Below are 21,998 nucleotides of genomic sequence, written 5' to 3' on the forward strand. Positions count from 1 at the left end.
CGTGACGAACGTGCTGGCCATCGACATCGGCGGGACGAAGATCGCCGCAGGCCTCGTCGGGGACGACGGGACCGTGCGGCTGGATCGTGAGGTGCCCACCGACCAGACGAGCGCGAGCGCCGTCGCGTCGGCGCTGGAGGGCCTGGTCACCGACGTCCTGCGCTCGGCCCGGGAGCAGGGCCTCGAGGTGGCCGACGTCGTCGGCGTCGGGTCCGCCGGTCCCGTCGACACCGTGAGCGGCACCGTGCACCCCGTGAACATCGTCTCGTTGCGGGGTTTCCCGCTCGTCGAGCACGTCGCCCGGACCGCGTCGAAGGCGCTGGACCGCACCGTCTCCGCCGCGCTCGCCCAGGACGGTCAGTGCTTCGCCGCGGCCGAGCAGTGGATCGGGGCCGCCGAGGGGTCGCACTCGATGATGGGTGTCGTCGTGTCCACCGGCATCGGCGGCGGGATCGTCCTGGACGGGCGCATCCTGTCCGGCAAGACCGGCAACGCCGGGTTCATCAGCCACGTCGGGGTCGTCCTGGACGGGGAACTGCTGCCCGGCTCGGGCGCCCACGGGGTCGTGGAGTCCTACGCCAGCGGACCCGCGATGGTCCGCGCCGCCCTGGCGCGGGGCTGGCGCGCGGGCGAGCAGGTCGACGCGAAGGTCCTCACCACCGACGCCCGGGCCGGTGACGCGATCGCCGTCGACGTCATCGCCCGCGGGACCCGCGCCCTGGCGTCGGCGTTCCTGTCCACCGCGGCGCTCTTCGACCTCGAGGACGTCGTCGTCGGCGGGGGAGTGGCCTCGGCCGGTGACGTCCTGATGGAGCCGCTGCGCCGCGCCTACGCCGAGCTCGCCGTCTACCCGCACCTCGCCGACGTGCGGATCAGCACGTCCGCGTTGCCGCGGATGTCCGGTCTCGTCGGGGCGGGCCGGCTGGGGTGGCAGACGCTCTCGCGGTGATCACCGTCCGAGCCACTAGGCTCGGACCGCAAAGCCCTGAACACGTCGTCGAGCATGTCGAGCATTACGAGGAGTGCGTGTGGCCACCATCGAGGCCGTCGGAGCCCGCGAGATCCTGGATTCGCGCGGAAACCCCACCGTCGAGGTCGAGGTCCTCCTCGACGACGGCACGTTCGCCCGGGCGGCGGTGCCGTCGGGCGCCTCCACCGGCGCCTACGAAGCCAACGAACGTCGGGACGGCGACAAGGGTCGCTACCTGGGCAAGGGCGTCGAGCAGGCCGTCGAAGCCGTCATCGAGGAGATCGGGCCGGCGCTCGTCGGTCACGACGCCCACGAGCAGCGGATCATCGACCGGGTCATGCTCGACCTGGACGGCACCCCCACCAAGAGCCGCCTCGGCGCGAACGCCATCCTCGGTGTCTCCCTCGCCGTCGCGAAGGCCGCCGCCTCGGCCGCGGACCTGCCGCTGTTCCGCTACCTCGGTGGCCCGAACGCGCACGTCCTGCCCGTGCCGATGATGAACATCGTCAACGGGGGTGCGCACGCCGACACCGGCGTCGCCATCCAGGAGTTCATGATCGCCCCGATCGGTGCGTCGTCCTTCCGCGAGGCGCTGCGCTGGGGTGCGGAGACCTACCACGCGCTCAAGGCCGTCCTCAAGGAGCGCGGTCTTTCGACCGGCCTGGGTGACGAGGGCGGCTTCGCCCCCGACCTGCCCAGCAACAAGGACGCCCTCGACCTGATCGTCGAGGCCATCGGCAAGGCCGGCTACACCGCCGGTTCCGACATCGCGCTCGCGCTCGACGTCGCCGCGACCGAGTTCTACGGCACGGACGGCTACGACTTCGAGGGCTCGAAGCGTTCCGCGGAGTGGATGACCGGCTACTACGAGGGCCTCGTGTCCGAGTACCCGCTGGTCTCCATCGAGGACCCGCTGTCCGAGGACGACTGGGACGGCTGGGTGCACATCAACAACGCCCTCGGCGGCAAGATCCAGCTCGTGGGCGACGACCTGTTCGTCACCAACCCGGAGCGTCTGCAGAAGGGCATCGACCTCGGCGCGGGGAACTCGATGCTGGTCAAGGTGAACCAGATCGGTTCGCTCACCGAGACCCTCGACGCCGTGGACCTGGCCCACCGCAACGGTTTCAGCACCATGATGAGCCACCGTTCGGGCGAGACCGAGGACACCACGATCGCCGACCTGGCCGTCGCCGTGGGCTCGGGTCAGATCAAGACCGGCGCCCCGGCCCGTTCCGAGCGCGTCGCCAAGTACAACCAGCTCCTGCGCATCGAGGAGGAGCTCGACGACGCCGCGGTCTACGCCGGCGCCAAGGCCTTCCCGCGCTCGGCCGCCTTCACCGGGCGCGCCTGACCGGATACCGGCAGGACACGGGAGAAGCTGGACCCATGGGTTCGCGACGACCGACTGCGCCTCGCGGCCCCCGCTCCGGCGGGACCGCGGGGCGCAGTGCTGCCTCCCGCCCCGGTCGGGGTCCGGGCAGCACCCGCCGCGCGGCCGGCGCCGCACCGGCCACCCGTCCCGCCGCCGCCGCCCGCGGTCGCAGCGGGGCCACGATGTCGGCGGCCGAGCGGCGGCGCACCCGCGGTCCACGCGTCCTCGTGCTCTCCGTCGTCGCGCTGCTGCTCGCGATCTTCCTCGTGCCCAGCCTGCAGAAGTGGCTCGAGCAGCGGTCCGAGATCGGCCGGCTGAACGCGCAGATCTCCCAGCAGCAGACCGACCTCAGCGCCGCGCAGGCCCAGGAGCAGCGCTGGAAGGACGACGCCTACGTCATCACCCAGGCGCGCGAGCGGCTGCGGTTCGTGATGCCCGGCGAGGTCCCCTACGCCGTCGACGGCTCGACCGACGCCGACGAGGTACCACCGCAGCAGGCCGCGACGACGGTGCCGAAACCCTCCGCCGCCTGGTACGAGAACATCTGGGAGTCGTTGCGCCTGGCGGGCAACCCCGACAACGCCGCCCCGGTCAAGACGCCGGGACTCTCCGGCAGTTCCAGCTCCACCACCTCGAAGTGAGCCCGAAGTGAGATCGTCGTGACCGGTTCCACCCCCGCCACCCAGGCCGACCTGGACAGCATCGCCGAACGCCTGGGCCGGGTCCCGCGGGGAGTGGTCGCCATCGCCCACCGCTGCCGGTGCGGTCGCCCCGACGTCGTCGAGACCGCTCCGCGACTGCCCGACGGCACCCCGTTCCCCACGACGTACTACCTCGTCGACCCGACCGCCGCGGGTGCCATCAGCACCCTGGAGGCGGAGGGCGTCATGCGCGAGATGAGCGAGCAGCTCGCCGCCGACCCCGACCTCGCCACCGCCTACGCCGCCGCCCACGAGGACTACCTGCGCCGCCGTGCCGCTCTCGGCGACGCCGACGTCCCGGAGATCGAGGGCATCTCCGCCGGGGGGATGCCCTCGCGGGTGAAGTGCCTGCACGCCCTCGTCGGGCACGCCCTGGCTGCCGGCCCGGGGGTGAACCCGTTCGGGGACCAGACCCTGCAACGCCTCGCCGCCGACGGTGGCTGGCCCGCCGTCTGCCCGCACGGGCCGATCGCGTGAGCCGCCGCGTCGCCGCGATCGACTGCGGGACGAACTCGTTGCGCCTGCTCATCGCGGACATCGCGGACATCGCCGAGCAGGGGTCCAGCGTGGAGCTCGAGCGCACGATGGAGGTCGTCCGCCTCGGCCAGGGCGTCGACCGGACCGGCGCGTTCGCCCCGGAAGCGTTGCAGCGCACGTTCTCCGCCGTCGACCGCGCCGCGGCGCTGATCGCGCGGCACCGGCCGGAGGCGATCCGCTTCGTCGCGACGTCCGCGTCGAGGGACGTCTCCAACCGCGACGAGTTCTTCGCCGGGATCCACGCCCGCCTGGGTGTCGAGCCCGACGTCGTCACCGGGGACGAGGAGGCCGCGCTGAGCTTCGCCGGGGCCACCCGTGAACTCGGCGACGCCGGCGCTCCCTTCCTCGTCGTCGACCTCGGCGGGGGGTCGACGGAACTCGTCCTCGGGGCCCGTGACGTCGAGGCGGCCCGTTCGCTCGACATCGGCTCGGTCCGGATGACCGAGCGGCACCTGCACGACGACCCGGCCTCGCCCGGGCAGATCGCCGCGGCCCGCGCGGACGTCGACGCGGCCCTCGCCGCCTGCGACGTCCCGCTGGCCCGGGCCCGCACCCTCGTCGGCGTGGCCGGCTCGATCACCACGATCACCGCCGCCGCGATCGAGCTCTCCGAGTACGTGCCCGGTGTCCTGCACGGGGTCCGGCTCCCGCTCGACCAGGTCCGCGCGGCCTGCGACCGGCTGCTGCACGCGACCCGCGCCGAACGCGCCGCGATGCCCTTCGTCCACCCCGGTCGCGTCGACGTCATCGGCGCCGGCGCGCTGGTCTGGCGCACGGTCCTCGACCGCGTCGAGGCCGAGGCCGGGATCACCGAGGTCGTCACCTCCGAGCACGACATCCTCGACGGGATCGCCGTCGCCCTCGCAGGCCCCTAGCCGTACTCAGCCGGGAGGGGTCGGCAGCAACTCCCTCAGCTCGTCGGGGAGCGCGCTCTGCAGGCGCCGCGGCGCGGTGCGGCGCCAGGCCTCCAGCACGACGGAGTGCAGTTCGGTCGGGTCCGCGCTCGCCAGCGTCACCTCCACCCAGCCGAAGCGGCCGACGTGCGAGGCGACCCGGTAGGTCTCCGCGTCACCGGCGATGAGCTCGGCCTGGTCGGGTTTCGAGGCCTTGACGGAGGCGACGCCGTCCTCGGCGCGGAGGATGACGAAGATCTTCGTCCGCACCCGGAACGTCGCCGCGCCCCACGTCTCCTCCTCGACGGCCTCGGGCAGCTCCAAAGCCCAGCCGCGCAGGGTGTCGCTCGTCACCACGCGCAACAGCCAATCGCAGATCTGGCAGGGTGGGAAGCATGAGCACCGTGAGCGCAACGACCACCCGACGGATCGACGCGCCCGCCGAGCGCGTCCTCGCCGCGCTGGCCGACTACCGCGGTACGCGTCCCCGGTTGCTGCCCGAGCAGTTCACCGACTACGAGGTCGTCGAGGGCGGGGAGGGACCGGGCACCCAGGTCCGCTGGAAGCTGCACGCGACCAAGAAGCGCGTCCGCGACGTCCTGGCCGTCGTCTCCTCCACCGACCGCCACGCCCTCGTCGAGAGCGACGAGAACTCCTCGATGGTCACGACGTGGCGCGTGGAGACCGACGGTCCCGACGCCTCCGAGGTCGTCGTGACCAGTGAGTGGAGCGGGGCGAGCGGCATCGGTGGATTCTTCGAGCGCACCTTCGCACCGCGCGGACTGGACCGGATCTACGGTGAACTCCTCGACAACCTCGCCGACGCCGTCGCCCGCTGAGCACCCCGCGACGGGTCGCCCCTTCCCCTCGCCCGTCCCGCCGGGGAGCGGCTGGCCGGGGGACCCCTCGGCCCCCGACACCCCGGTCGCGCACGACGCGGCGCAGGTGCGGGCGCTCGCCGTCACCGACCTCGCCGTCACCGACCTCACCGTCGCCGACCTCGTGGGGCGGGCCTGCGTCTGCCGGGCCTGCCCGCGGCTGGTGACCTGGCGCGAGGACGTCGCCCGGGAGAAGCGCCGCGCCTACCGCGACCAGCCGTACTGGGGTCGACCCGTCCCCAGCCTCGGCGTGGACGACCCCCGGGTGCTCGTCGTCGGCCTGGCCCCGGCGGCGCACGGCGGGAACCGCACCGGCCGGATGTTCACCGGTGACCGTTCGGGGGACTGGATCATCGCCGCGCTGCACCGCGCGGGTCTCGCGAACCAGCCCACGTCCGTGGACGCCGCGGACGGACTCGCACTGCAGCGCACCCGGATCGTCGCGCCCGTGCGGTGCGCCCCACCGGACAACAAGCCCACCACGACGGAACGCAACACCTGCGCGGGCTGGCTGGACGCGGAGCTGGACCTCGTGACCCCGAGCGTGCGGGTGCTGCTCGTGCTGGGCGCGTTCGCGTGGGCGTCCGCGCTCGGGTCGGCCCGCCGCAACGGGTGGGTGGTGCCCCGGCCGCAGCCGAGGTTCGGGCACGGCGCCGAGGCCGTCCTGCAGGGCCCGCACGGTCCGGTGCACCTCCTCGCCAGCTACCACGTGAGCCAGCAGAACACCTCGACGGGGCGCCTCACCGTCGCGATGCTCGACGACGTCGTCGGACGCGCGGCGCAGCTGGGAGGTTAGGGTGCACTCCGTGCCGAAGTCCCCGACCCGCGTCCTCGTCGTGGGGGGTGGCTACGTCGGGCTCAACGCGACGCTGCGGCTGCTGCACCGGCTGCGCCCGGGCGAGGCGGAGATCACCCTCGTCGACCCGCGCGGCTACATGACCTACCACCCGTTCCTGCCGGAGGCCGCGGCCGGCTCCATCGACGCCCGCAACGTCGTGGTCTCGTTGCGCCGCACGCTGTCGCACGTCGGGGGCGGGGCCGAGGTGGTCGCCGCCGACGTCGTGAAGATCGCCCACGGCGACCGCACCGCCCGCATCCGCTGCGCCGACGGCGCCGAACGCGACCTCGACTACGACGTGCTGGTCATGGCCCCGGGATCGGTCTCGCGCACCCTGCCGATCCCGGGCCTCGCCGAGCAGGCGATCGGGTTCAAGACCGTCGAGGAGGCCGTCCACCTGCGCAACCGGGTGCTCGCGCAGCTCGACCTCGCGGAGGCGAGCACCGAGGCGGACGGGCGACGTCGCGCGTTGACGTTCGTGTTCGTCGGGGGTGGCTACGCGGGGATCGAGGCCATCGCCGAGCTCGAGGACATGGCCCGCTACGCGACCCGCCTGCACCGCACGATCCGCCCCGCCGACCTGCGGTTCGTCCTCGTCGAGGCCACCGACCGGATCCTGCCCGAGGTCGGGTCGCGCCTCGGCCGCTACGCCGTCGACGTGCTGCGCTCGCGGGGCATCGACGTCGCGCTGGGCACCACGATGACGAGCTGCGTCGACGGCCGGGTCGTCCTCTCCGACGGCCGCGAGCTCGACGCCGCCACGATCGTCTGGACCGCGGGGGGGAAGGCGCACCCGCTGCTGGAGGCGACCGACCTCCCCCTCGACGAGCGGCGGCGTCTCGTCGTGGACGCCGACCTGCGGGTGCGGGGCGTGGAGGGGGCCTGGGGTGCGGGGGACAGTTGCGCCGTCCCTGACCTGACCCGGCCGGGTGGGTTCTGCGCCCCCAACGCCCAGCACGCCGTCCGACAGGCCCGCCGCCTCGCCGACAACCTCCTCGCCGACCTGCGGGGCAGGCCCACCACCGACTACCGGCACACCTACGCCGGGTCCGTGGCCTCCCTCGGCCTGCACAAGGGCGTCGCGCAGATCTACGGGGTGCGCGTGCGGGGCTACCCCGCGTGGCTGGCGCACCGCGTCTACCACCTGTCCAAGATGCCGACCCGCTCGCGCAAGGCCGGTGTGCTGCTCGGCTGGGTGCAGGCGGCGCTCTTCCACCGCGAGGCCGTGGCGATGGCGGCGTTGTCCGACCCCTTCGCCGAGTTCGAGCGGGCGGCGCGTTCCTGAGAGGATGACCCCGCGCAGGCTGCGACACCGTGGCCTGTCCAGGCCCGGGTGGCGTAACTGGTAGGCGCACGGGGCTTAAACCCCCGGGCCGTTCGCGGCGTGCGGGTTCGATCCCCGTCCCGGGTACTTTCGTGACTGATCCGTGATCGGTGCAGGGAACCACGGCAGCTGCTCGGCCGTTGCCACCATCACTGAAGGTCTGCTCCGGAGGGGAGCCATGGAGAGCAAGAACCCGGTCTTCGCACGCAGCAAGGAATGGAAGAACAACGGCTACGCCACGTTCGACGCGCCCAGCAGCGCGCAGCGTCAGGCACCGCCGGCCGACGCTTCCGCCCGCACGCTGGAGGACTGGTACCAGAAGCCGTCCGCCACGCCGGCGCAGTCGCGCCGGATGACCCTGGACGACGTCGTCGTCCGCACGGCCTCGCTGTTCGCGGTGCTGCTCGTCGGCGCGGCGCTCGCGTGGTTCGGTGACCTGAAGCTGCTCCCGGCGATCGGCGCGGCCCTCGTCGCGATGGTCCTGGGCCTGTGGGCGCAGATGTCCAAGAAGGTCCGCCCGGGCGTGATGTTCGCCTACGCGGCCTTCGAGGGTCTCTTCGTCGGGGCGATCTCGCACGCGTACGCGTCGTTCTACGACGGCATCGTCGGGCAGGCCGTCATCGGCACCCTCGGGGCCTTCGCCGGGATGCTCATCGCCTACAAGACGGGCATCGTCCGCAACAGCCCGCGCTTCACCAAGATCCTGATGATCGCGGGGATCGGCTACCTCGTCTTCGCGCTCGCGAACCTCGCGTTCTCGCTGCTCGGCGGCACCAACGTCTACTCCATCGGCGGCCTGGGGATCCTCGTCAGCGCCTTCGGCGTCGTCCTGGCCTCGCTGTTCCTCGTCCTCGACTTCGACTACATCGAGCAGGGCATCAAGAACGGCCTGCCGGTGAAGGAGTCCTGGCGCGCGGGCTTCGGCCTGATGGTGACGCTGGTCTGGCTGTACCTGGAGATCCTCCGACTGATCTCCATCCTGCGCGGCGACAACTGACCGTGCCCGACCACGACGAGCTCGGTGCGCGGGACCTGCGGGTCCAGCGCACCGAGCTCTCGCGTTTCCTGGACCTGCAGGCCGACCGCGTCCGGGGCCTCCCCCTCGCGCGGCTCGACCGGCCCAGGACCCCGGACGGGCCCAGCCCTGCGGACGCCGTCCGGTCCGCCGCCCAGGCGCTCGCCGACCTCGCCGCCGACGCCGAGGGTGAACCCCGCCGTCCGTTGCCGAGGCTGGCCACCCACGGGATCGGCGACCAGCTCGCCGTCGTCGGCCACGACGTCGTGCACTTCGGCGACGCCGCGGCGCTCGCCGCCGCCCACGACGTGGTCGCGGCGGTGCGCCGGGCGCTGTAGACCGCGGCCGCTGCATCGACTGGAGCGTTCCGCGGCTCTCCGGGTTCCTCGGAGACGCGAAACGCTCCAGTCGACGTCCAACTGGCAGCTGGACGTCAGGCTGGCCCCCGCGGAGGACGCGGCGCCCGGGGGCCGGGTTCCGTGCGGGATGATGGGGCCATGCGCTATGCCGAGACCGTCGTCGACCTCGTGGGCGGTACCCCGCTGGTCAAGCTCAACCGCGTCACCGAGGGCCTGGCCTGCACGGTGCTCGCGAAGGTCGAGTACCTCAACCCCGGTGGCTCCGTGAAGGACCGCATCGCGACCCGCATGATCGACGCCGCCGAGGCCGAGGGGCTGCTGAAGCCGGGCGGGACGATCGTCGAACCCACGAGCGGCAACACGGGGGTCGGGCTGGCGCTCGTCGCGCAGCAGCGCGGCTACCAGTGCGTCTTCGTCTGCCCGGACAAGGTCAGCGTCGACAAGCGCAACGTCCTCAAGGCCTACGGGGCCGAGGTCGTCGTCTGCCCGACGGCCGTCCCGCCGGAGGACCCGCAGTCCTACTACTCCGTCTCCGACCGCCTGGTCCGTGAGATCGAGGGCGCCTGGAAGCCGGACCAGTACAGCAACGTCCAGGGCCCGCGCAGCCACTACGAGACGACCGGTCCCGAGGTCTGGGCCGACACCGACGGCAGGATCACGCACTTCGTCGCCGGGGTCGGCACCGGGGGGACCATCACCGGCACCGGGCGCTACCTCAAGGAACAGGGCGACGTGAAGGTCATCGGCGCCGACCCGGAGGGCTCGGTCTACTCCGGTGGCACCGGCCGCCCCTACCTCGTCGAAGGCGTGGGCGAGGACTTCTGGCCCACGGCCTACGACCCCTCGATCCCCGACCAGATCATCGCCGTCTCCGACGGGGACTCCTTCGCGATGACCCGTCGCCTGGCCCGCGAGGAGGGGCTCCTCGTCGGGGGCTCCTGCGGGATGGCCGTCGTTGCGGCGCTGCGCGCGGCGAAGGACCTCGGCCCCGACGACGTCGTCGTGGTGCTGCTGCCCGACAGCGGCCGCGGCTACCTGGGGAAGATCTTCAACGACGACTGGATGTCGTCCTACGGGTTCCTCGACTCCGGCTCCAGCGGGACCGTCGGCGGGGTGCTGCGCGCCAAGTCGGCCGGGCTGCCCGCGCTGGTGCACACGCACCCGACGGAGACCGTCCACGACGTCATCGAGATCATGCGCGAGTACGGCGTCTCGCAGCTGCCCGTCGTCGGGGCGGAACCGCCGGTCATGGCGGGGGAGATCGCCGGCGCGGTGAACGAGCGGGAGCTGCTCGACGCGCTGTTCACCGGCAAGGCGAAGATGTCCGACGCCGTCAGCGCGCACATGGGCCCGGCCCTGCCGCTGGTCGGTGCGGGGCAGTCGGTCGAGGACGCCCGCGCGGTGTTCTCGAGCGCGGACGCGGCCGTCGTGGTGGAGGACGGGAAGCCCGTGGGCGTCATCACGCGCCACGACCTCCTGGCCTACCTCGCCATCTCGCACTGAACGACTCCTGGGGAACTTCCCACCCTTCCCGGTTCGCGGAAGGGTGGGAAGTCCCCCAGGAGTGGGTCGAGGGTCAGTAGCGGATCGCGTCGATGACCTTGGCGCGCACGGCCATCGTGGCGGGGACGAGGCCGGCGAGGGCGCCGACGGCGGTCGCGGCGACCAAGCCCTCCACGGCCGCCTCCAGCGGGAACGGCGGAACGTCCTCCAGGGTCACCCCCGCCGGCAGCACGGACTGCAGCGGGAAGTTCGAGATCAGGATGATCGAGAGCATCACCGCGAGGAATCCCGCCACGAACGTGGCCGCGACGGACTCGAAGAGCACGGCGAAGAACACCCGGCTCCCCGTCGCCCCGAAGCTGCGCCGCACCCCGATCTCGCGGATGCGCTGCCGCACGGTCACGAGGCCGACGTTCAGCACCCCGATCCCGCCGAGCAGCAGCGCGAAGATCCCGACGCCGCGGACCCCGTAGGCGAGGATCGTGTCGAGGATGTTCAGCTCGTCGCCGGCGTCCTGGCGCTGCACCGAGACGGAGTACCCCGGCAGGCTGGCCTGGACCTCGGTCTGCAGGGCGGCGACGAGGGCGTCCGCGTCGGCGTTCGGGACCCACAGCTCCAGACCCGGGGGGAGGAGTTCGCCGGGTCGCCCAGCAGGTTCCAGCGCTGCGCGTCGGCGTTGAGGACGTAGGCGCCCGGCGTCGTCGCGTCGTAGCTCGCGGAGGACGAGATCCCGACGACGGTGGCGGTGACGGGGGTGTCGCCGCCGAGGACGACGGTCAACGGGTTCGCGGGGTCGAAACCTCCGAGCTGGTCGGCGAAGGCCTGGTTCACGACGAGGCGGGGCGAGAACGCGTCGTCGTCGCCCGCGGAGAACCAGCGGCCCTCGGAGGTGATGACCCGGTGCATCGTGCCGTAGCTCGGGTCGACCGTCGTGGCCGTGACGAGCTGCGTCCCGGCGGGGAAGCGGACGGTGAGCTGCCCGCCGCCGCCGTACTGGTAGGACGCCAGGCCCCACCAGCCGACCTCGTGCCGCACGGCCGTCTCGCGCAGGGCGGTCTCCACCGTCTGCACACCGTCGGCGGAGTTCGTGCCGTTGCTGTAGGCGTCGACCCGCAGGGTGGCCGGGCGACCGCTGGAGCGTTCGGTGGTCTCACCCACCATCTGGCGGGCCATGTTGCCGACGGCTGTGATCGTGGTCATCGCGAACACCGCGAGGAATACCCCGACCAGGGACAGCACGACGCGGGTCCGGTTGACGCGGATCTCGCTCCAGGCCTCGGAGATCGCCGCGAAGAAGCCCATCACATCGTCTCCCGGTGGGCCGTCGCACTCGCCAGGGTGTCCGTCGTGATCTCGGTGAGGACGCCGTGGTCGAGACGGAACTGCCGGTCGGCGCGCGAGGCGACGGACAGGTCGTGGGTGATGGTGACCAGCGTCGTGCCGTCGTCGCGCACGAGTTCCTCGAGCACGTCCATCACCGCCGAGCCCGTGTCGACGTCGAGCGCGCCGGTGGGTTCGTCGGCCAGCAGCACGCGGGGACGGCGGACCAGGCTGCGGGCCAGCGCGACCCGCTGCTGCTCACCGCCGGACAGCTTCTCCGGCATGGTGTCGAGGCGGTGGCCGAGGCCGACGCGTTCCAGCATGGCGCGCGCGGTCTTCTTGCGCCGCAGGAAGTCCCGGCCGGTGCCGTACATCAGCGGGTTGGCGACGTTCTCGGTCGCGGTGCGGCCGGGCAGCAGGTTGAACTGCTGGAAGACGAACCCGAACGTCGCTCCCCGCAGCTTCGCGGTGCGTCGGCCGGACAACCCCGAGACGGGTTTCCCGTCGAGCAGGTACTGACCGCCGGTGGGCGCGTCGAGCAGGCCGACGATGTTGAGCAGCGTGGACTTCCCCGACCCGGAGCGCCCCACGACGGCGATGTGCTCGCCGCGCGCGATGTGCAGGTTCACCCCGGTGAGGATGTGCAGGTCCTTCCCGTCGGGCAGGCGGACGGTGCGACTGACGTCGGTGAGGCTCACCACGTCGTCCGATCCCGCGGCGGAGGGGCCGGTCTCCATCAGTAGCCCATCCCGTACGTGCCGGAACCGTCGCTCGGGGTGTCGGTGTTCGGGACGAACTGCAGGATCTGCTGGTTCTCGGTGAGCCCCTGGGTGATCTCGACGTTCTGGCCGTCGGTCAGGCCGAGGCTGACCTCGGTCTCGACCTGGGAACCGTCGTCGGCGACGACCCAGACCTTGCCCTTCCCGACGCTGCCCTGGACCGCGGTGACGGGGGCCAGCAGGACGCCGGTCGCGTTGCCGGCCGTGACGTCGACGGTCGCGCTCAGCCCGGCGAAGACCTGGACCCCCTGCGGCACGGCGCAGGAGACGGTGGCGCCGGTCATCGACGCGGACGGGTCGGCGTAGGGGTCGACGTAGCCGCCGGTGCCCGGGTCCGAGGGCGTGGGGGTGGTGGTGGGGGTCCCGGTGCGCAGGCCGGTGCACTCGAACGTGCCGGGGCCACCGGGCACGGTGACCTGCGCGGTCGTCGGCGGGGCGAGCAGGCGGAACTGCTGGGCCTGCGTCATGGGGGCGGAGATCGAGAGGGTTCCCGGGCTGACGGTCGCGACGGCGTCCCCGACGGTGACCGCCTGGTCGGCGAGCACGTCGAGGGTGGCGAGCTTCCCGGCGACGGTGGAGGTCACCGTGACCGTCTTCTTGGTCGGCTGGGCGGGCGGGGCCAGCGGGTCGGTGGAGACCGGCGGGTCGGTCGTGACCACGACCGTGAACAGCGGGGTGCCCTTGTCGACGGTGTCGCCGACGTCGGCGCGGACCTTGCCGACGACCCCGGTCGTGGTGTTCTTCACGGTGGTCGCGGGGTCGGCCTGGATGCTGCCCTGCAGGGACACGGTGTTGGTCACGTCCCCCCGGGTGACGGCCGCGGCGGGCGGGTCGACGACGGCGGAGGGGCTGGCGGCCGCGTCGGCGTCGTTGCCGGACGGGCGGACGAAGGCGATGTAGAGCAGGGCGATCGCGATCACGGCCCAGACGACCAGTCTGAGGGCGGGGAACACGACAGTGCGGACAACGCCCACGACGGCACCTCCGGGTCTTCTCGGGGGTGGGTCGCTGGTGCACGCTGCAGGCTGCCGGTCCCCCGAACGGCTGGGCCGGAACCTAGCAGCGTCTGTGTGATCTTCGTGGGACGTGCGAGAAACCTCCACGAACCGCGTCGACGGTCACGGGTTCAACCACCCCCGCAACGTCGCCGCCTCGCCCGCGAGCAGGTCGGGGTCGTCGCCCGGGACGAACTCCAGGAGCACGTCGTGGTCGCCGCCCGCCGCCCGCACCAGCTCGAACGCCCGGTGCCACAGCGAGTGCCGGGACCGCAGGGGGAGCCGGGTCGTGCCCGGCCACCAGGAGAACGCGTGCACGGTGCTGACCCGGTCCACCAGCGCCGCGAGCTCGGCGATGGCCGCGTCCTCGCCCGCGTCGACGCTCGGCTGCCAGTACGTCGTGAGGGTGCGGGCGCCGACGAGTTCGTCGACCTCGGCGAGCAGGCGTCGGGTCGAGTCGGTGGTGTCGGTGAGGGTGCCGCCGTGGGACTCCGTGCCGACCTCGACGCCCGCGTCGTGGGCGCGCCGGACGGTCTCGGCCAGCGAGGCGACGACCCGCAGCCGGTCCACCGGGCTGGCCTCGGCCGACCCCTGGTCGCCGGCCCAGACCCGGATCCGGGGCGCGCCGAGGGCGGTCGCCGTCGCGATGACGGCGTCGGCGTCGTCGTGGACGCCCGCCCGGTGGTAGGAGCCGTAGGAGGCGACGGTCAGGCCGGCGTCGGCCGTGCGCCGCGCCACGTCGGCCGCGGTGGCGACGTCGCCGACGGGCACGTGGACGTCACCGCCCCACTCCACGCAGGACAGCCCGGCCGCCGCGGCGAGCTCCAGGACGCCGTCGACGTCGAGCTGTCGGTACGTGATCGAGCACAACCCGGGAACCAGCACGTCCGGATCCTTGCACGGGGCGACCGCCCTGGCCTAGCCTCTGGAAAGCGCATTCCCGAACTCTCTTGGAGGCAGCGATGGTGCACCGCCTCGGTGTGGTCATGAACGGCGTCACGGGCCGGATGGGGTACCGCCAGCACCTGCTGCGGTCCGTCCTGGCCATCCGCGAACAGGGTGGGGTCGAACTCCCCGACGGTTCCCGGGTCCAGCTGGAACCCCTCCTGGTGGGGCGTTCCGAGGACAAGCTCCGCGAGATCGCCGAACGCCACGACCTGCAGCACTGGACGACCGACCTCGACGCGGCGCTCGCCGACGACGACTACCCGCTCTACTTCGACGCGCAGGTGACCTCCGCGCGCGAACGCTCGATCCTGCAGGCGATCGCCGCGGGCCGCCACGTCTACACCGAGAAGCCCACCGCGGAGAGCGTCGAGGGAGCCCTCGAACTCGCCCGCGCCGCCGCCCGCGCGGGGGTCAAGAACGGCGTCGTCCACGACAAGATCTTCCTCCCCGGGCTGCGGAAGCTGAAGCGCCTCGTCGACTCCGGGTTCTTCGGCGAGATCCTCTCCGTCCGCGGGGAGTTCGGGTACTGGGTGTTCGAGGGTGACTGGCAGCCCGCGCAGCGCCCCAGCTGGAACTACCGCGCGGAGGACGGCGGCGGGATCGTGGCCGACATGTTCTGCCACTGGAACTACGTGCTGGAGCAGACCATCGCCCCCGTCGAGGCCGTGACGGCGAAGGCCGTCACCCACGTGCCGGTCCGCTACGACGAGAAGGGCGAGGCGTACAAGGCCACGGCCGACGACGCCGCGTACGCCATCTTCGAGCTCGAGGGCGGGATCATCGCCCAGCTCAACTCCTCGTGGGCGGTCCGCGTGGACCGCGACGAACTCGTCGAGTTCCAGGTCGACGGGACCCTCGGCAGCGCCGTGGCCGGGTTGTTCTCCTGCCGGGTCCAGCCGCGTTCGGTGACCCCGAAGGCCGTCTGGAACCCCGACCTGCCCGAGCAGCACCGCTACCGCGACGACTGGGCCGTCGTGCCCGACAACGAACCCGTGGACAACGGGTTCAAGGTCCAGTGGGAGCAGTTCGTCCGCCACGTCGTCGCCGACACCCCCCACCCCTACGACTTCCTCTCCGGCGCACGGGGTGTGCGCCTCGCGCAGGCCGGACTGGAGTCCTCGGCGCAGGGACGGCGCGTGGAGATCACGGAGCTGTCGCTGTGACCACGCTGACGCAGGACCGTGCCCGGACGGGGCAGGTGCTGCGACTGCCCCGTCGGGGTAGCGACGGTTCCGTGGAACTCGTCGAGCACGCCGTGCACGAACCCGTCGCGTGGGAGGTCCCGTCCGGGCCGGCCCGGTCCCGGACGGTCTTGGCCGCGGCCCACGTCGTCCCCCGCGCCGGGGCCGAGAACGTCCCCGGCGCGGTCGCCGACCTCGACTGGGACGCGACGCTGGCGTTCCGGCGCCGGCTGTTCTCCCTCGGTCTCGGGGTGGCCGAGGCGATGGACACCGCGCAACGCGGGATGGGCCTCGACTTCGCCGCGACGACGGAACTCGTGCGCCGCAGCGCCGCCGAGGCCGCGGCCGTCGGCGGCTCCATCGCCGCGGGGGTGGGTACCGACCAGCTCGCCCCCGGCCCGCACGGCCTCGACGTCGTCCGCGCCGCCTACGAGGAACAGCTCGCGATCGTCGAGGACACCGGCGCCCAGCCCATCCTCATGGCGAGCCGGCACCTCGCCGCGAGCGCCCAGGGCCCGGAGGAGTACCTCACGCTGTACTCCGGCCTGCTGTCCCAGGTCCGCCGGCCCGCCGTGCTGCACTGGCTGGGGGAGGTGTTCGACCCCGCGCTCGCCGGGTACTGGGGTTCGCGCGACGTCGCCGCGGCGACCGACACCTTCGTCGAGCTGGTGCGGGCCAACGCCGCCCACGTCGACGGGGTCAAGGTGTCGCTGCTCGACGCGGACCACGAGAAGGCGTTGCGCGCCCGGCTGCCCGAGGGGGTCCGGCTCTACACCGGCGACGACTTCAACTACCCCGACCTCATCCAGGGCGACGGGCGGTTCCACTCCGACGCCCTGCTCGGCATCTTCGCGGGCATCGCGAACGTCGCCGCCGCGGCGCTGGTCCGCCTCGACGCCGGTGACGTCACCGGGTTCCGGGCGGCCCTCGACCCGACGGTCCCGTTGGCGCGGCACGTGTTCGGGGCGCCCACGCCCTACTACAAGGCCGGGATCGCCTTCCTGAACTGGCTGGACGGTCGCCAGCCCGGCTACGCGATGGTCGGGGGTCTGCACTCCGCCCGCAGCGCCGTGCACCAGGCCGAGACGTTCCGCCTCGCCGACGAGGCCGGCGTCCTCGGCGACCCCGACCTCGCCGCGCGTCGACTGCGCGACTACCTCGCCGTCCACGGCTTCCCCGTCTGACCCCCACCCCCGCGCGGGGCCTCAGCGGGGCGGGCGCAGGTCCGCCCAGAGCGAACCGGCCCCGTCGAGCAGGTCCACCTCCGTCTCCACCGTGAGCGGGGTCCCGCGCAGCTCCGCCGCCCGCAACGACGTCGCGACCGCGTCGGCGTCGGCGGCGGAGCCGTCGACGGACAACGTCGCGTGCCGCCCGCCCGGGGTGAGCCGCAGGGTGACCCGGGCGTCGGTGCAGACGCGCAGCGCGGGAGCCAGGACGGCCCGCACGGCGGCGACGAACTCGGGTCGGTCCTCGACCCCGGTGCCGCGGTCGTCGACGACGTCCACGGTGCAGCCGCGCGCCCGGGCCTCGCGCAGGCCGGCCCGGACGGTGTCGTCGAGGAGTTCGCGGGCGCGCAGGTCGTCGCGCAGCTGCCGCTCCAGCACCAGGGCGCCCCGGGACAGCAGCGACCACGTCGGGGCCCCGGGCCGGGTCATCGCGACCCGCCGCAGGAGCGGCACGACACCGTGCTCCAGGTCCTCGCGGCGTGCCCGGGCGCTCGCGTCCCGGGCCTGCGTGCTCGCTTGCGCGGCGATCGCCCGTCCGGTGTCGGCGTCGTAGCGGGCGACGTCGCGGGCGGTGCGGTCGAAGACGAACCGGACCCCGACCGAGGCGGTGAACCAGACGATGGCCGGCTGGTTCAGCGCCGCGAACACCACCGCCCGGTCCGGCAGGTCGGAGCCGGCGACGAGGACACCGAGCACCGCGGCGGAGGCGAGTTCGGCGATCAGCCCCGGCAGCCACTGCCGGCGCATCACCAGCGCGGCGACGACGATCTGGGTCAGTCCCGGCCAGTAGTCGCCGTAGGTGCGCCACAGCGACTCGTCGAGGAACGGGGTGACGGCCAGTCCGCTCAGCGGCACGACGAGCGCCATCCCCAGGGCGGCGCGGGTGGAGAGGTCCAGCGGCCGCCCGAGCAGGGGGCGGACCGCGACGGCGCTCACGATCAGGACGACGGTCAGGGCCAGCAGCGACAGCGCGGGCGCGCGGTGCTGGTGCAGGGACAGCAACGCCACCAGCGGCCCGTGCGAGAACAGCCAGATGACCGTGCCGATGAGACAGGCCCGTTGGACCCCGGTCACCCCACGACCTCGGCGGTGACGTCCAGCAACGGGACGCCGAGAAGGACGACGGTGCCGACCCCCGGGACCGAGCGCACCAGCGCCCGGCCGCCGACGACGTCGGCACGCCGACGCACCGAGACCGCGAGCCCGAGGCGGGGGGTGGCGCGACGGGTGTCGAACCCGACCCCGTCGTCGCGCACCTCGACGCTGAAGCGGCCCCGCGCCACGTCCGCGCGGATCCGGATCCGGACGGTGGGCGCAGCCCCCGCCGACGACCCGTGCCGCACCGCGTTGCGCACGGCCTCCGCCGTCGCCGCGACGAGGGCCTCGAGGGCCTCCGGGGCGAGGCGGCCGACGGGGACCGGCGGCGTGCTCAGCACCGCCTGCGGGTGCAGCGCGAGGACGGTGTCCTGCAGGCGCGACACCGTCTCTCCCAGCCCGACCGGTGCCGGGTCGCGCAGACCGGTGGACCCCGCGTCGATGCTCGCGAGCGCCCGCTCCGCGGCGGCCGCGGCGCGCACCCGGTCGGCGACGTCGTCACGGGCGTGCGCGGTCAGCGACAGCGAGGCGAGCACGTCGTCGTGCACGATGCCGTCCCAGTGGGAGTTCTCCAGCTCCACCGCGCGGGCCGCGGCCGCGGCGGCCGCGGCGCGATCGGCGGTGGTGCGGGCCGACTCGACCTGGTGGGCCGCGTCGTGCACGGCCTGGACGGCGACGGACACGGCGATCGCGACGACGAGCAGTCCGACGGCCTCGAGGACGCCGACGTCGGGGGCGACGAACCAGACGCCGCTGACCTGCAGCAGCCCCCGCAGGGCGAGGTGCAGGAACGTCAGCCCCAGCGTCCCCCTCAGCGACGGCGCGGCCACCGCCCCGGCGCCCACGGTCAGCGCGGAGAGCGCCAGCACCCACGGGACGTCGTCGTCGGCGCGGGTCGCCAGCAGCGGGTAGCCGGCCAGGGCCAGGTCACCGAGGACGACCAGACCCCACGCGGGGACCTGGCAGGAGCCCCGTCGGACGGCCTGGGTCAGCAGCGCCGCCAGGATCACCAGGTAGCCGGCGCAGATCGAGGCGGACCAGGCGACGGGGAACTGCGACCGCCCGGCGAGCAGGTTCGTCACGACGGTCGGCGCGACCGAGACCAGACCCAGGGCCAGGACGAGCGCCAGGAGCCGGTGGACGCCGCGGCGCGTCACCTCAGGTCAGTCCCGCAGGTCACGAAGACCCGGGGCGGGGGAGGCCAGCGGGGCGAGGACGCCGTCCTCGACGGCACGGCGGTAGAGCTCCATGCGGGTGTAGGCGGGCCGGTCCAGTGCGGCGTACTTCGCGCGGATCCGCTTCAGGTAGCTCTTGGCCGTCTCGAGCGTGACGCCGAGGCGCAGGGCCACCGACCGGGCGGGCATGCCCCCCGCGTACAGCTCCAGGACGCGTCGCTCCTGCGGGGACAGGTGCGACGTGAGCGTCTCGTCGACCTGCAGCGCGGCCGCGGTCTCGGCGGACTGCAGGGTGTCGCCGTCCGCGATGGACCGCAGCGCCTCGGCGACCGTCGCGACCGGGCGGTCCTTGAGCAGAACACCCTGGGCGCCGGCCTGCAACGCCTCCAGCGCCTCGGCGTGCGCGCGTCCCTCGGTGTAGACGAGGACGCGGCTGCCGGCCTCGAGGAGGGAGCGGACGTTGTCCGCCGGGCGCGAGGCGTCGCCCAACCTGAGGTCGAGCAGGACGACGTCCGGCCCGGGGGCCCCCTGCAGCTGGAACAGCAGGTCGGGGACGGTCGGTGCGGTGGCGACGAACTGCAGGGCCGCGTCCAACCGGGCCAGCTCGAGCTGGAGACCGGTGAGGAGCGCGGGGTGGTCGTCGACCGCCGCGATGCGCAAGATGGTCACGTCGGTCCTCCTTCCGCGCCGAGGCTACCGGGATCTCGGACCGCCTGCTGCCGGGCGGGGACGACGGTGCACCCCGAAAGGGGGGTGTCCGGATGGTGCCGACCAGGTACCCCCCTCTGCGAGGATCGTTGCAGGCACCCCGCCGGGGGGACGGGTGGCCGAGCATGCGCTGGGGGGCGTACGCACACGAGGGGACGGTGCCCACGGGCACCGTCCCCTCGTGGCGTCAACGGGTCAGTCGCCCGTCGAGACCAGACCGATCTGGCAGGTCAGACCGTTCGGGCCGTGGTTGCAGTAGCCGTTGGGGACCTTGTCCAGGTACTGCTGGTGGTAGTCCTCGGCGTACCAGAACGGGCCCGCGTCGGAGGCCTTGCGGATCTCCGTCGTGATCTGGCCGTGCTTGTGCTCGCTGAGCTCGCGCTGGAACGTCTCGCGCGTCTTCTGCGCGGCGTCCCACTGCACGTCGGTGGTCGTGTAGATCGCGGACCGGTACTCCGTGCCGCGGTCGTTGCCCTGGCGGAAGCCCTGGGTCGGGTCGTGGTTCTCCCAGAACGTCTTCAGCAGGACCTCGGGGCTGACCCGGGTGGGGTCGTAGGCGACCAGGACCGTCTCGGCGTGGCCGGTGCGCCCGGTCGTCGACTCGTCGTAGGTCGGGTTCTTCGTGAAGCCACCCTGGAAGCCCACCGCCGTCGTCACGACGCCCGGGACCTGCCAGAAGATGCGCTCCGCGCCCCAGTAGCAGCCCATGGCGAACGAGATCACCTCGGTGCCCTCGGGCCACGGGCCTTCGAGCGGGGTACCGAGGACCGTGTGGGTCGTCGGGACCTCGAAGCGTCGCGTCTCCGAGCCCTTGAGGGCCTCGTCCGCGGTCACCATCGTCGTCTTGAACGGGTTGCCGAACAGCACGTCACCAGCTCCTTCTCCGCCGTCGTGTCTTCCTCAACCACGGTCGCGGCCCGGACGTTCCCTACTCTGGACCTCGTGACTGATGCGCAGCTGCCAGGCTTCTCCACCCGAGCCATCCACGCCGGCCAGGAGGCCGATCCCTCGACCGGGGCCGTGGTGACGCCGATCTACCAGGTCTCCACCTACAAGCAGGACGGCGTCGGCGCGCTGCGGACCGGGCTCGGCGCCGGCTACGAGTACTCGCGCTCCGGCAACCCGACCCGCGCCTCGCTGGAGACCCAGCTCGCCGCCCTCGAGCAGGGTGCCGCCGGGTTCGCCTTCGCCTCCGGTCTCGCCGCCGAGGACGGGATCCTGCGGGCCCTGCTCAAGCCCGGCGACCACGTCGTCATCCCCAACGACGCCTACGGCGGCACCTACCGGCTGGTGAAGCGGGTCGTCGAACCGTGGGGCGTGGAGCACACCCCGGTCGACCTGGCCGACCTGGACGCCGTGCGCGCCGCCGTCCAGCCCGGCCGGACCCGCCTGGTGTGGCTGGAGACGCCGACCAACCCACTGCTCACGGTCGGCGACATCGCGGCCATCGCCGAGATCACCCACGCTGCGGGGGCCCTGCTCGTCGTGGACAACACCTTCGCGACGCCCTACCTGCAGACACCGCTGACCCTCGGCGCCGACCTCGTCATCAGCTCGACCACCAAGTACGCCGGCGGGCACTCCGACGTCGTCGGCGGGGCCGTCGTCGTGCGCGACGGCGAGGACGGGCGGGGGAACTCCCTCGCCGAGCGCATCGGCTTCCACCAGAACTCCCTGGGCGCGGTGCCCGGTCCCTTCGACTCCTGGCTCGTCCAGCGCGGGCTGAAGACCCTCGCCGTCCGGATGGAACGCCACTGCGACAACGCCGAACGCGTCGTCGAGTTCCTGCAGTCCCACCCGCGGGTCACGGGGATCCTGTACCCGGGCCTGCCCGAGCACCGCAACCACGACGTCGCCGCCCGGCAGATGAAGCGCTTCGGCGGGATGATCAGCTTCCGCCTGGCCTCGGTCGAGGACGCCCTGAAGGTCTGCGGGGCGACCGAGCTGTTCACCCTGGGGGAGTCCCTCGGCGGGGTCGAGTCCCTCGTCGAGCACCCCGGCCGGATGACCCACGCCTCGGTGGCGGGTTCGCTGCTCGAGGTCCCCGACGACCTCGTGCGACTGTCCGTCGGGATCGAGGACGCCGACGACCTCGTCGCCGACCTCGCGCAGGCGCTGGGCTGAGTCTCCTGGGGGTGGGATCGTTGCCTCCCCGAGGACGTTGAGCGACCCCGGGGA

The 21,998-nt window shown here is 73.0% G+C and carries 24 protein-coding genes and 1 tRNA gene; 15 read left to right on the top strand and 10 right to left on the bottom strand.

Translation table 11 applies throughout. The features are described from left to right. The first annotated feature begins 1 nt into the window (after position 1). The 5 genes from SJY07_RS19865 (at position 2) to SJY07_RS19885 (ending at position 4,458) form a co-directional block, all read left to right on the top strand. Positions 2-949: an ROK family protein gene (locus tag SJY07_RS19865; protein WP_380161309.1), complete on the top strand. Its 948-nt coding sequence runs from the start codon at positions 2-4 to the stop codon at positions 947-949. A gap of 79 nt (positions 950-1,028) precedes the next feature. After that, on the top strand, positions 1,029-2,324 hold the full coding sequence (eno, locus tag SJY07_RS19870; RefSeq protein WP_328292488.1) for a phosphopyruvate hydratase: 1,296 nt from the start codon (positions 1,029-1,031) through the stop codon (positions 2,322-2,324). Positions 2,325-2,359: 35 nt separating this feature from the next. After that, positions 2,360-2,986: a septum formation initiator family protein gene (locus SJY07_RS19875; protein ID WP_328292487.1), complete on the top strand. Its 627-nt coding sequence runs from the start codon at positions 2,360-2,362 to the stop codon at positions 2,984-2,986. Between the two features lie 18 nt (positions 2,987-3,004). Then, positions 3,005-3,523, top strand: coding sequence for a DUF501 domain-containing protein (locus SJY07_RS19880; protein ID WP_328292486.1), 519 nt, complete (start codon positions 3,005-3,007; stop codon positions 3,521-3,523). Further along, positions 3,520-4,458 carry an exopolyphosphatase gene (locus SJY07_RS19885; RefSeq protein WP_380161310.1) on the top strand — a complete coding sequence of 313 codons (939 nt, stop codon included), beginning with the start codon at positions 3,520-3,522 and terminating at the stop codon, positions 4,456-4,458. The genes SJY07_RS19880 and SJY07_RS19885 overlap by 4 nt, the downstream gene beginning before the upstream one ends. A gap of 6 nt (positions 4,459-4,464) precedes the next feature. On the opposite strand, the gene SJY07_RS19890 is transcribed toward SJY07_RS19885, so the two are convergent. Next, positions 4,465-4,833 (bottom strand): MmcQ/YjbR family DNA-binding protein, encoded by a 369-nt coding sequence (locus SJY07_RS19890; protein WP_328292484.1) that lies wholly within the window; start codon positions 4,831-4,833, stop codon positions 4,465-4,467. Between the two features lie 38 nt (positions 4,834-4,871). Between SJY07_RS19890 and SJY07_RS19895 the strand changes: the two genes are divergently transcribed. The 7 genes from SJY07_RS19895 to SJY07_RS19925 all read left to right on the top strand — a co-directional run bounded on the left by SJY07_RS19895 (position 4,872) and on the right by SJY07_RS19925 (position 10,393). Then, positions 4,872-5,315 (top strand): SRPBCC family protein, encoded by a 444-nt coding sequence (locus SJY07_RS19895; RefSeq protein ID WP_380161311.1) that lies wholly within the window; start codon positions 4,872-4,874, stop codon positions 5,313-5,315. Then, on the top strand, positions 5,275-6,150 hold the full coding sequence (locus SJY07_RS19900; RefSeq protein ID WP_328292482.1) for a uracil-DNA glycosylase: 876 nt from the start codon (positions 5,275-5,277) through the stop codon (positions 6,148-6,150). Before SJY07_RS19895 ends, SJY07_RS19900 begins: the two co-directional genes overlap by 41 nt. Position 6,151: 1 nt before the next feature. Beyond that, complete coding sequence (locus tag SJY07_RS19905; RefSeq protein WP_380161312.1) at positions 6,152-7,477, top strand: NAD(P)/FAD-dependent oxidoreductase; 1,326 nt, start codon at positions 6,152-6,154, stop codon at positions 7,475-7,477. A gap of 42 nt (positions 7,478-7,519) precedes the next feature. After that, positions 7,520-7,603, top strand: a tRNA-Leu gene (locus tag SJY07_RS19910). Between the two features lie 91 nt (positions 7,604-7,694). Further along, positions 7,695-8,513 carry a Bax inhibitor-1/YccA family protein gene (locus tag SJY07_RS19915; protein ID WP_380161313.1) on the top strand — a complete coding sequence of 273 codons (819 nt, stop codon included), beginning with the start codon at positions 7,695-7,697 and terminating at the stop codon, positions 8,511-8,513. 2 nt (positions 8,514-8,515) lie between these two features. Beyond that, a complete protein-coding gene (locus SJY07_RS19920) occupies positions 8,516-8,869 on the top strand; it encodes a hypothetical protein (RefSeq protein ID WP_380161314.1) in 354 nt (117 codons plus the stop codon). 159 nt (positions 8,870-9,028) lie between these two features. Further along, on the top strand, positions 9,029-10,393 hold the full coding sequence (locus SJY07_RS19925) for a cystathionine beta-synthase (protein ID WP_328292477.1): 1,365 nt from the start codon (positions 9,029-9,031) through the stop codon (positions 10,391-10,393). Between the two features lie 73 nt (positions 10,394-10,466). Here SJY07_RS19925 and SJY07_RS19930 read toward each other — a convergent pair whose 3' ends face one another. The 5 genes from SJY07_RS19930 to SJY07_RS19950 form a co-directional block, all read right to left on the bottom strand. After that, complete coding sequence (locus tag SJY07_RS19930; protein ID WP_380161315.1) at positions 10,467-10,919, bottom strand: ABC transporter permease; 453 nt, start codon at positions 10,917-10,919, stop codon at positions 10,467-10,469. Further along, entirely contained in the window at positions 10,889-11,695 is an 807-nt protein-coding gene (locus tag SJY07_RS19935; protein ID WP_380161316.1) for an ABC transporter permease, read from the bottom strand. The genes SJY07_RS19930 and SJY07_RS19935 overlap by 31 nt, the downstream gene beginning before the upstream one ends. Beyond that, entirely contained in the window at positions 11,695-12,450 is a 756-nt protein-coding gene (locus tag SJY07_RS19940; protein WP_380161317.1) for an ABC transporter ATP-binding protein, read from the bottom strand. Before SJY07_RS19940 ends, SJY07_RS19935 begins: the two co-directional genes overlap by 1 nt. Then, on the bottom strand, positions 12,450-13,466 hold the full coding sequence (locus SJY07_RS19945; RefSeq protein ID WP_328292474.1) for a hypothetical protein: 1,017 nt from the start codon (positions 13,464-13,466) through the stop codon (positions 12,450-12,452). The genes SJY07_RS19940 and SJY07_RS19945 overlap by 1 nt, the downstream gene beginning before the upstream one ends. 144 nt (positions 13,467-13,610) lie before the next feature. Beyond that, on the bottom strand, positions 13,611-14,372 hold the full coding sequence (locus tag SJY07_RS19950; RefSeq protein WP_380161318.1) for a sugar phosphate isomerase/epimerase family protein: 762 nt from the start codon (positions 14,370-14,372) through the stop codon (positions 13,611-13,613). Between the two features lie 77 nt (positions 14,373-14,449). On the opposite strand from SJY07_RS19950, the gene SJY07_RS19955 reads away from it, so the two are divergent. Then, complete coding sequence (locus SJY07_RS19955; protein ID WP_380161319.1) at positions 14,450-15,598, top strand: Gfo/Idh/MocA family protein; 1,149 nt, start codon at positions 14,450-14,452, stop codon at positions 15,596-15,598. Positions 15,599-15,642: 44 nt separating this feature from the next. After that, positions 15,643-16,800, top strand: coding sequence for a dihydrodipicolinate synthase family protein (locus SJY07_RS19960; RefSeq protein WP_380162423.1), 1,158 nt, complete (start codon positions 15,643-15,645; stop codon positions 16,798-16,800). A 21-nt stretch (positions 16,801-16,821) separates the two neighbouring features. Here SJY07_RS19960 and SJY07_RS19965 read toward each other — a convergent pair whose 3' ends face one another. The 4 genes from SJY07_RS19965 to msrA all read right to left on the bottom strand — a co-directional run bounded on the left by SJY07_RS19965 (position 16,822) and on the right by msrA (position 20,657). Continuing rightward, on the bottom strand, positions 16,822-17,916 hold the full coding sequence (locus tag SJY07_RS19965) for a hypothetical protein (RefSeq protein WP_328292470.1): 1,095 nt from the start codon (positions 17,914-17,916) through the stop codon (positions 16,822-16,824). Next, a complete protein-coding gene (locus tag SJY07_RS19970; RefSeq protein WP_380161320.1) occupies positions 17,913-19,094 on the bottom strand; it encodes a sensor histidine kinase in 1,182 nt (393 codons plus the stop codon). The genes SJY07_RS19965 and SJY07_RS19970 overlap by 4 nt, the downstream gene beginning before the upstream one ends. A gap of 6 nt (positions 19,095-19,100) precedes the next feature. Further along, complete coding sequence (locus SJY07_RS19975) at positions 19,101-19,781, bottom strand: response regulator transcription factor (RefSeq protein ID WP_328292468.1); 681 nt, start codon at positions 19,779-19,781, stop codon at positions 19,101-19,103. Positions 19,782-20,015: 234 nt separating this feature from the next. Beyond that, on the bottom strand, positions 20,016-20,657 hold the full coding sequence (msrA, locus tag SJY07_RS19980) for a peptide-methionine (S)-S-oxide reductase MsrA (protein ID WP_380162425.1): 642 nt from the start codon (positions 20,655-20,657) through the stop codon (positions 20,016-20,018). 105 nt (positions 20,658-20,762) lie between these two features. Here msrA and SJY07_RS19985 point away from each other — a divergent pair, with 105 nt between their 5' ends. Continuing rightward, the gene (locus SJY07_RS19985) at positions 20,763-21,944 is read left to right on the top strand and encodes a cystathionine gamma-synthase (RefSeq protein ID WP_380161321.1); all 1,182 of its coding nucleotides are present in this window, start codon (positions 20,763-20,765) and stop codon (positions 21,942-21,944) included. Positions 21,945-21,998 lie beyond the last annotated feature (54 nt).

It is taken from the genome of Kineococcus sp. R86509 (assembly GCF_042466365.1).
Lineage (GTDB): Bacteria > Actinomycetota > Actinomycetes > Actinomycetales > Kineococcaceae > Kineococcus.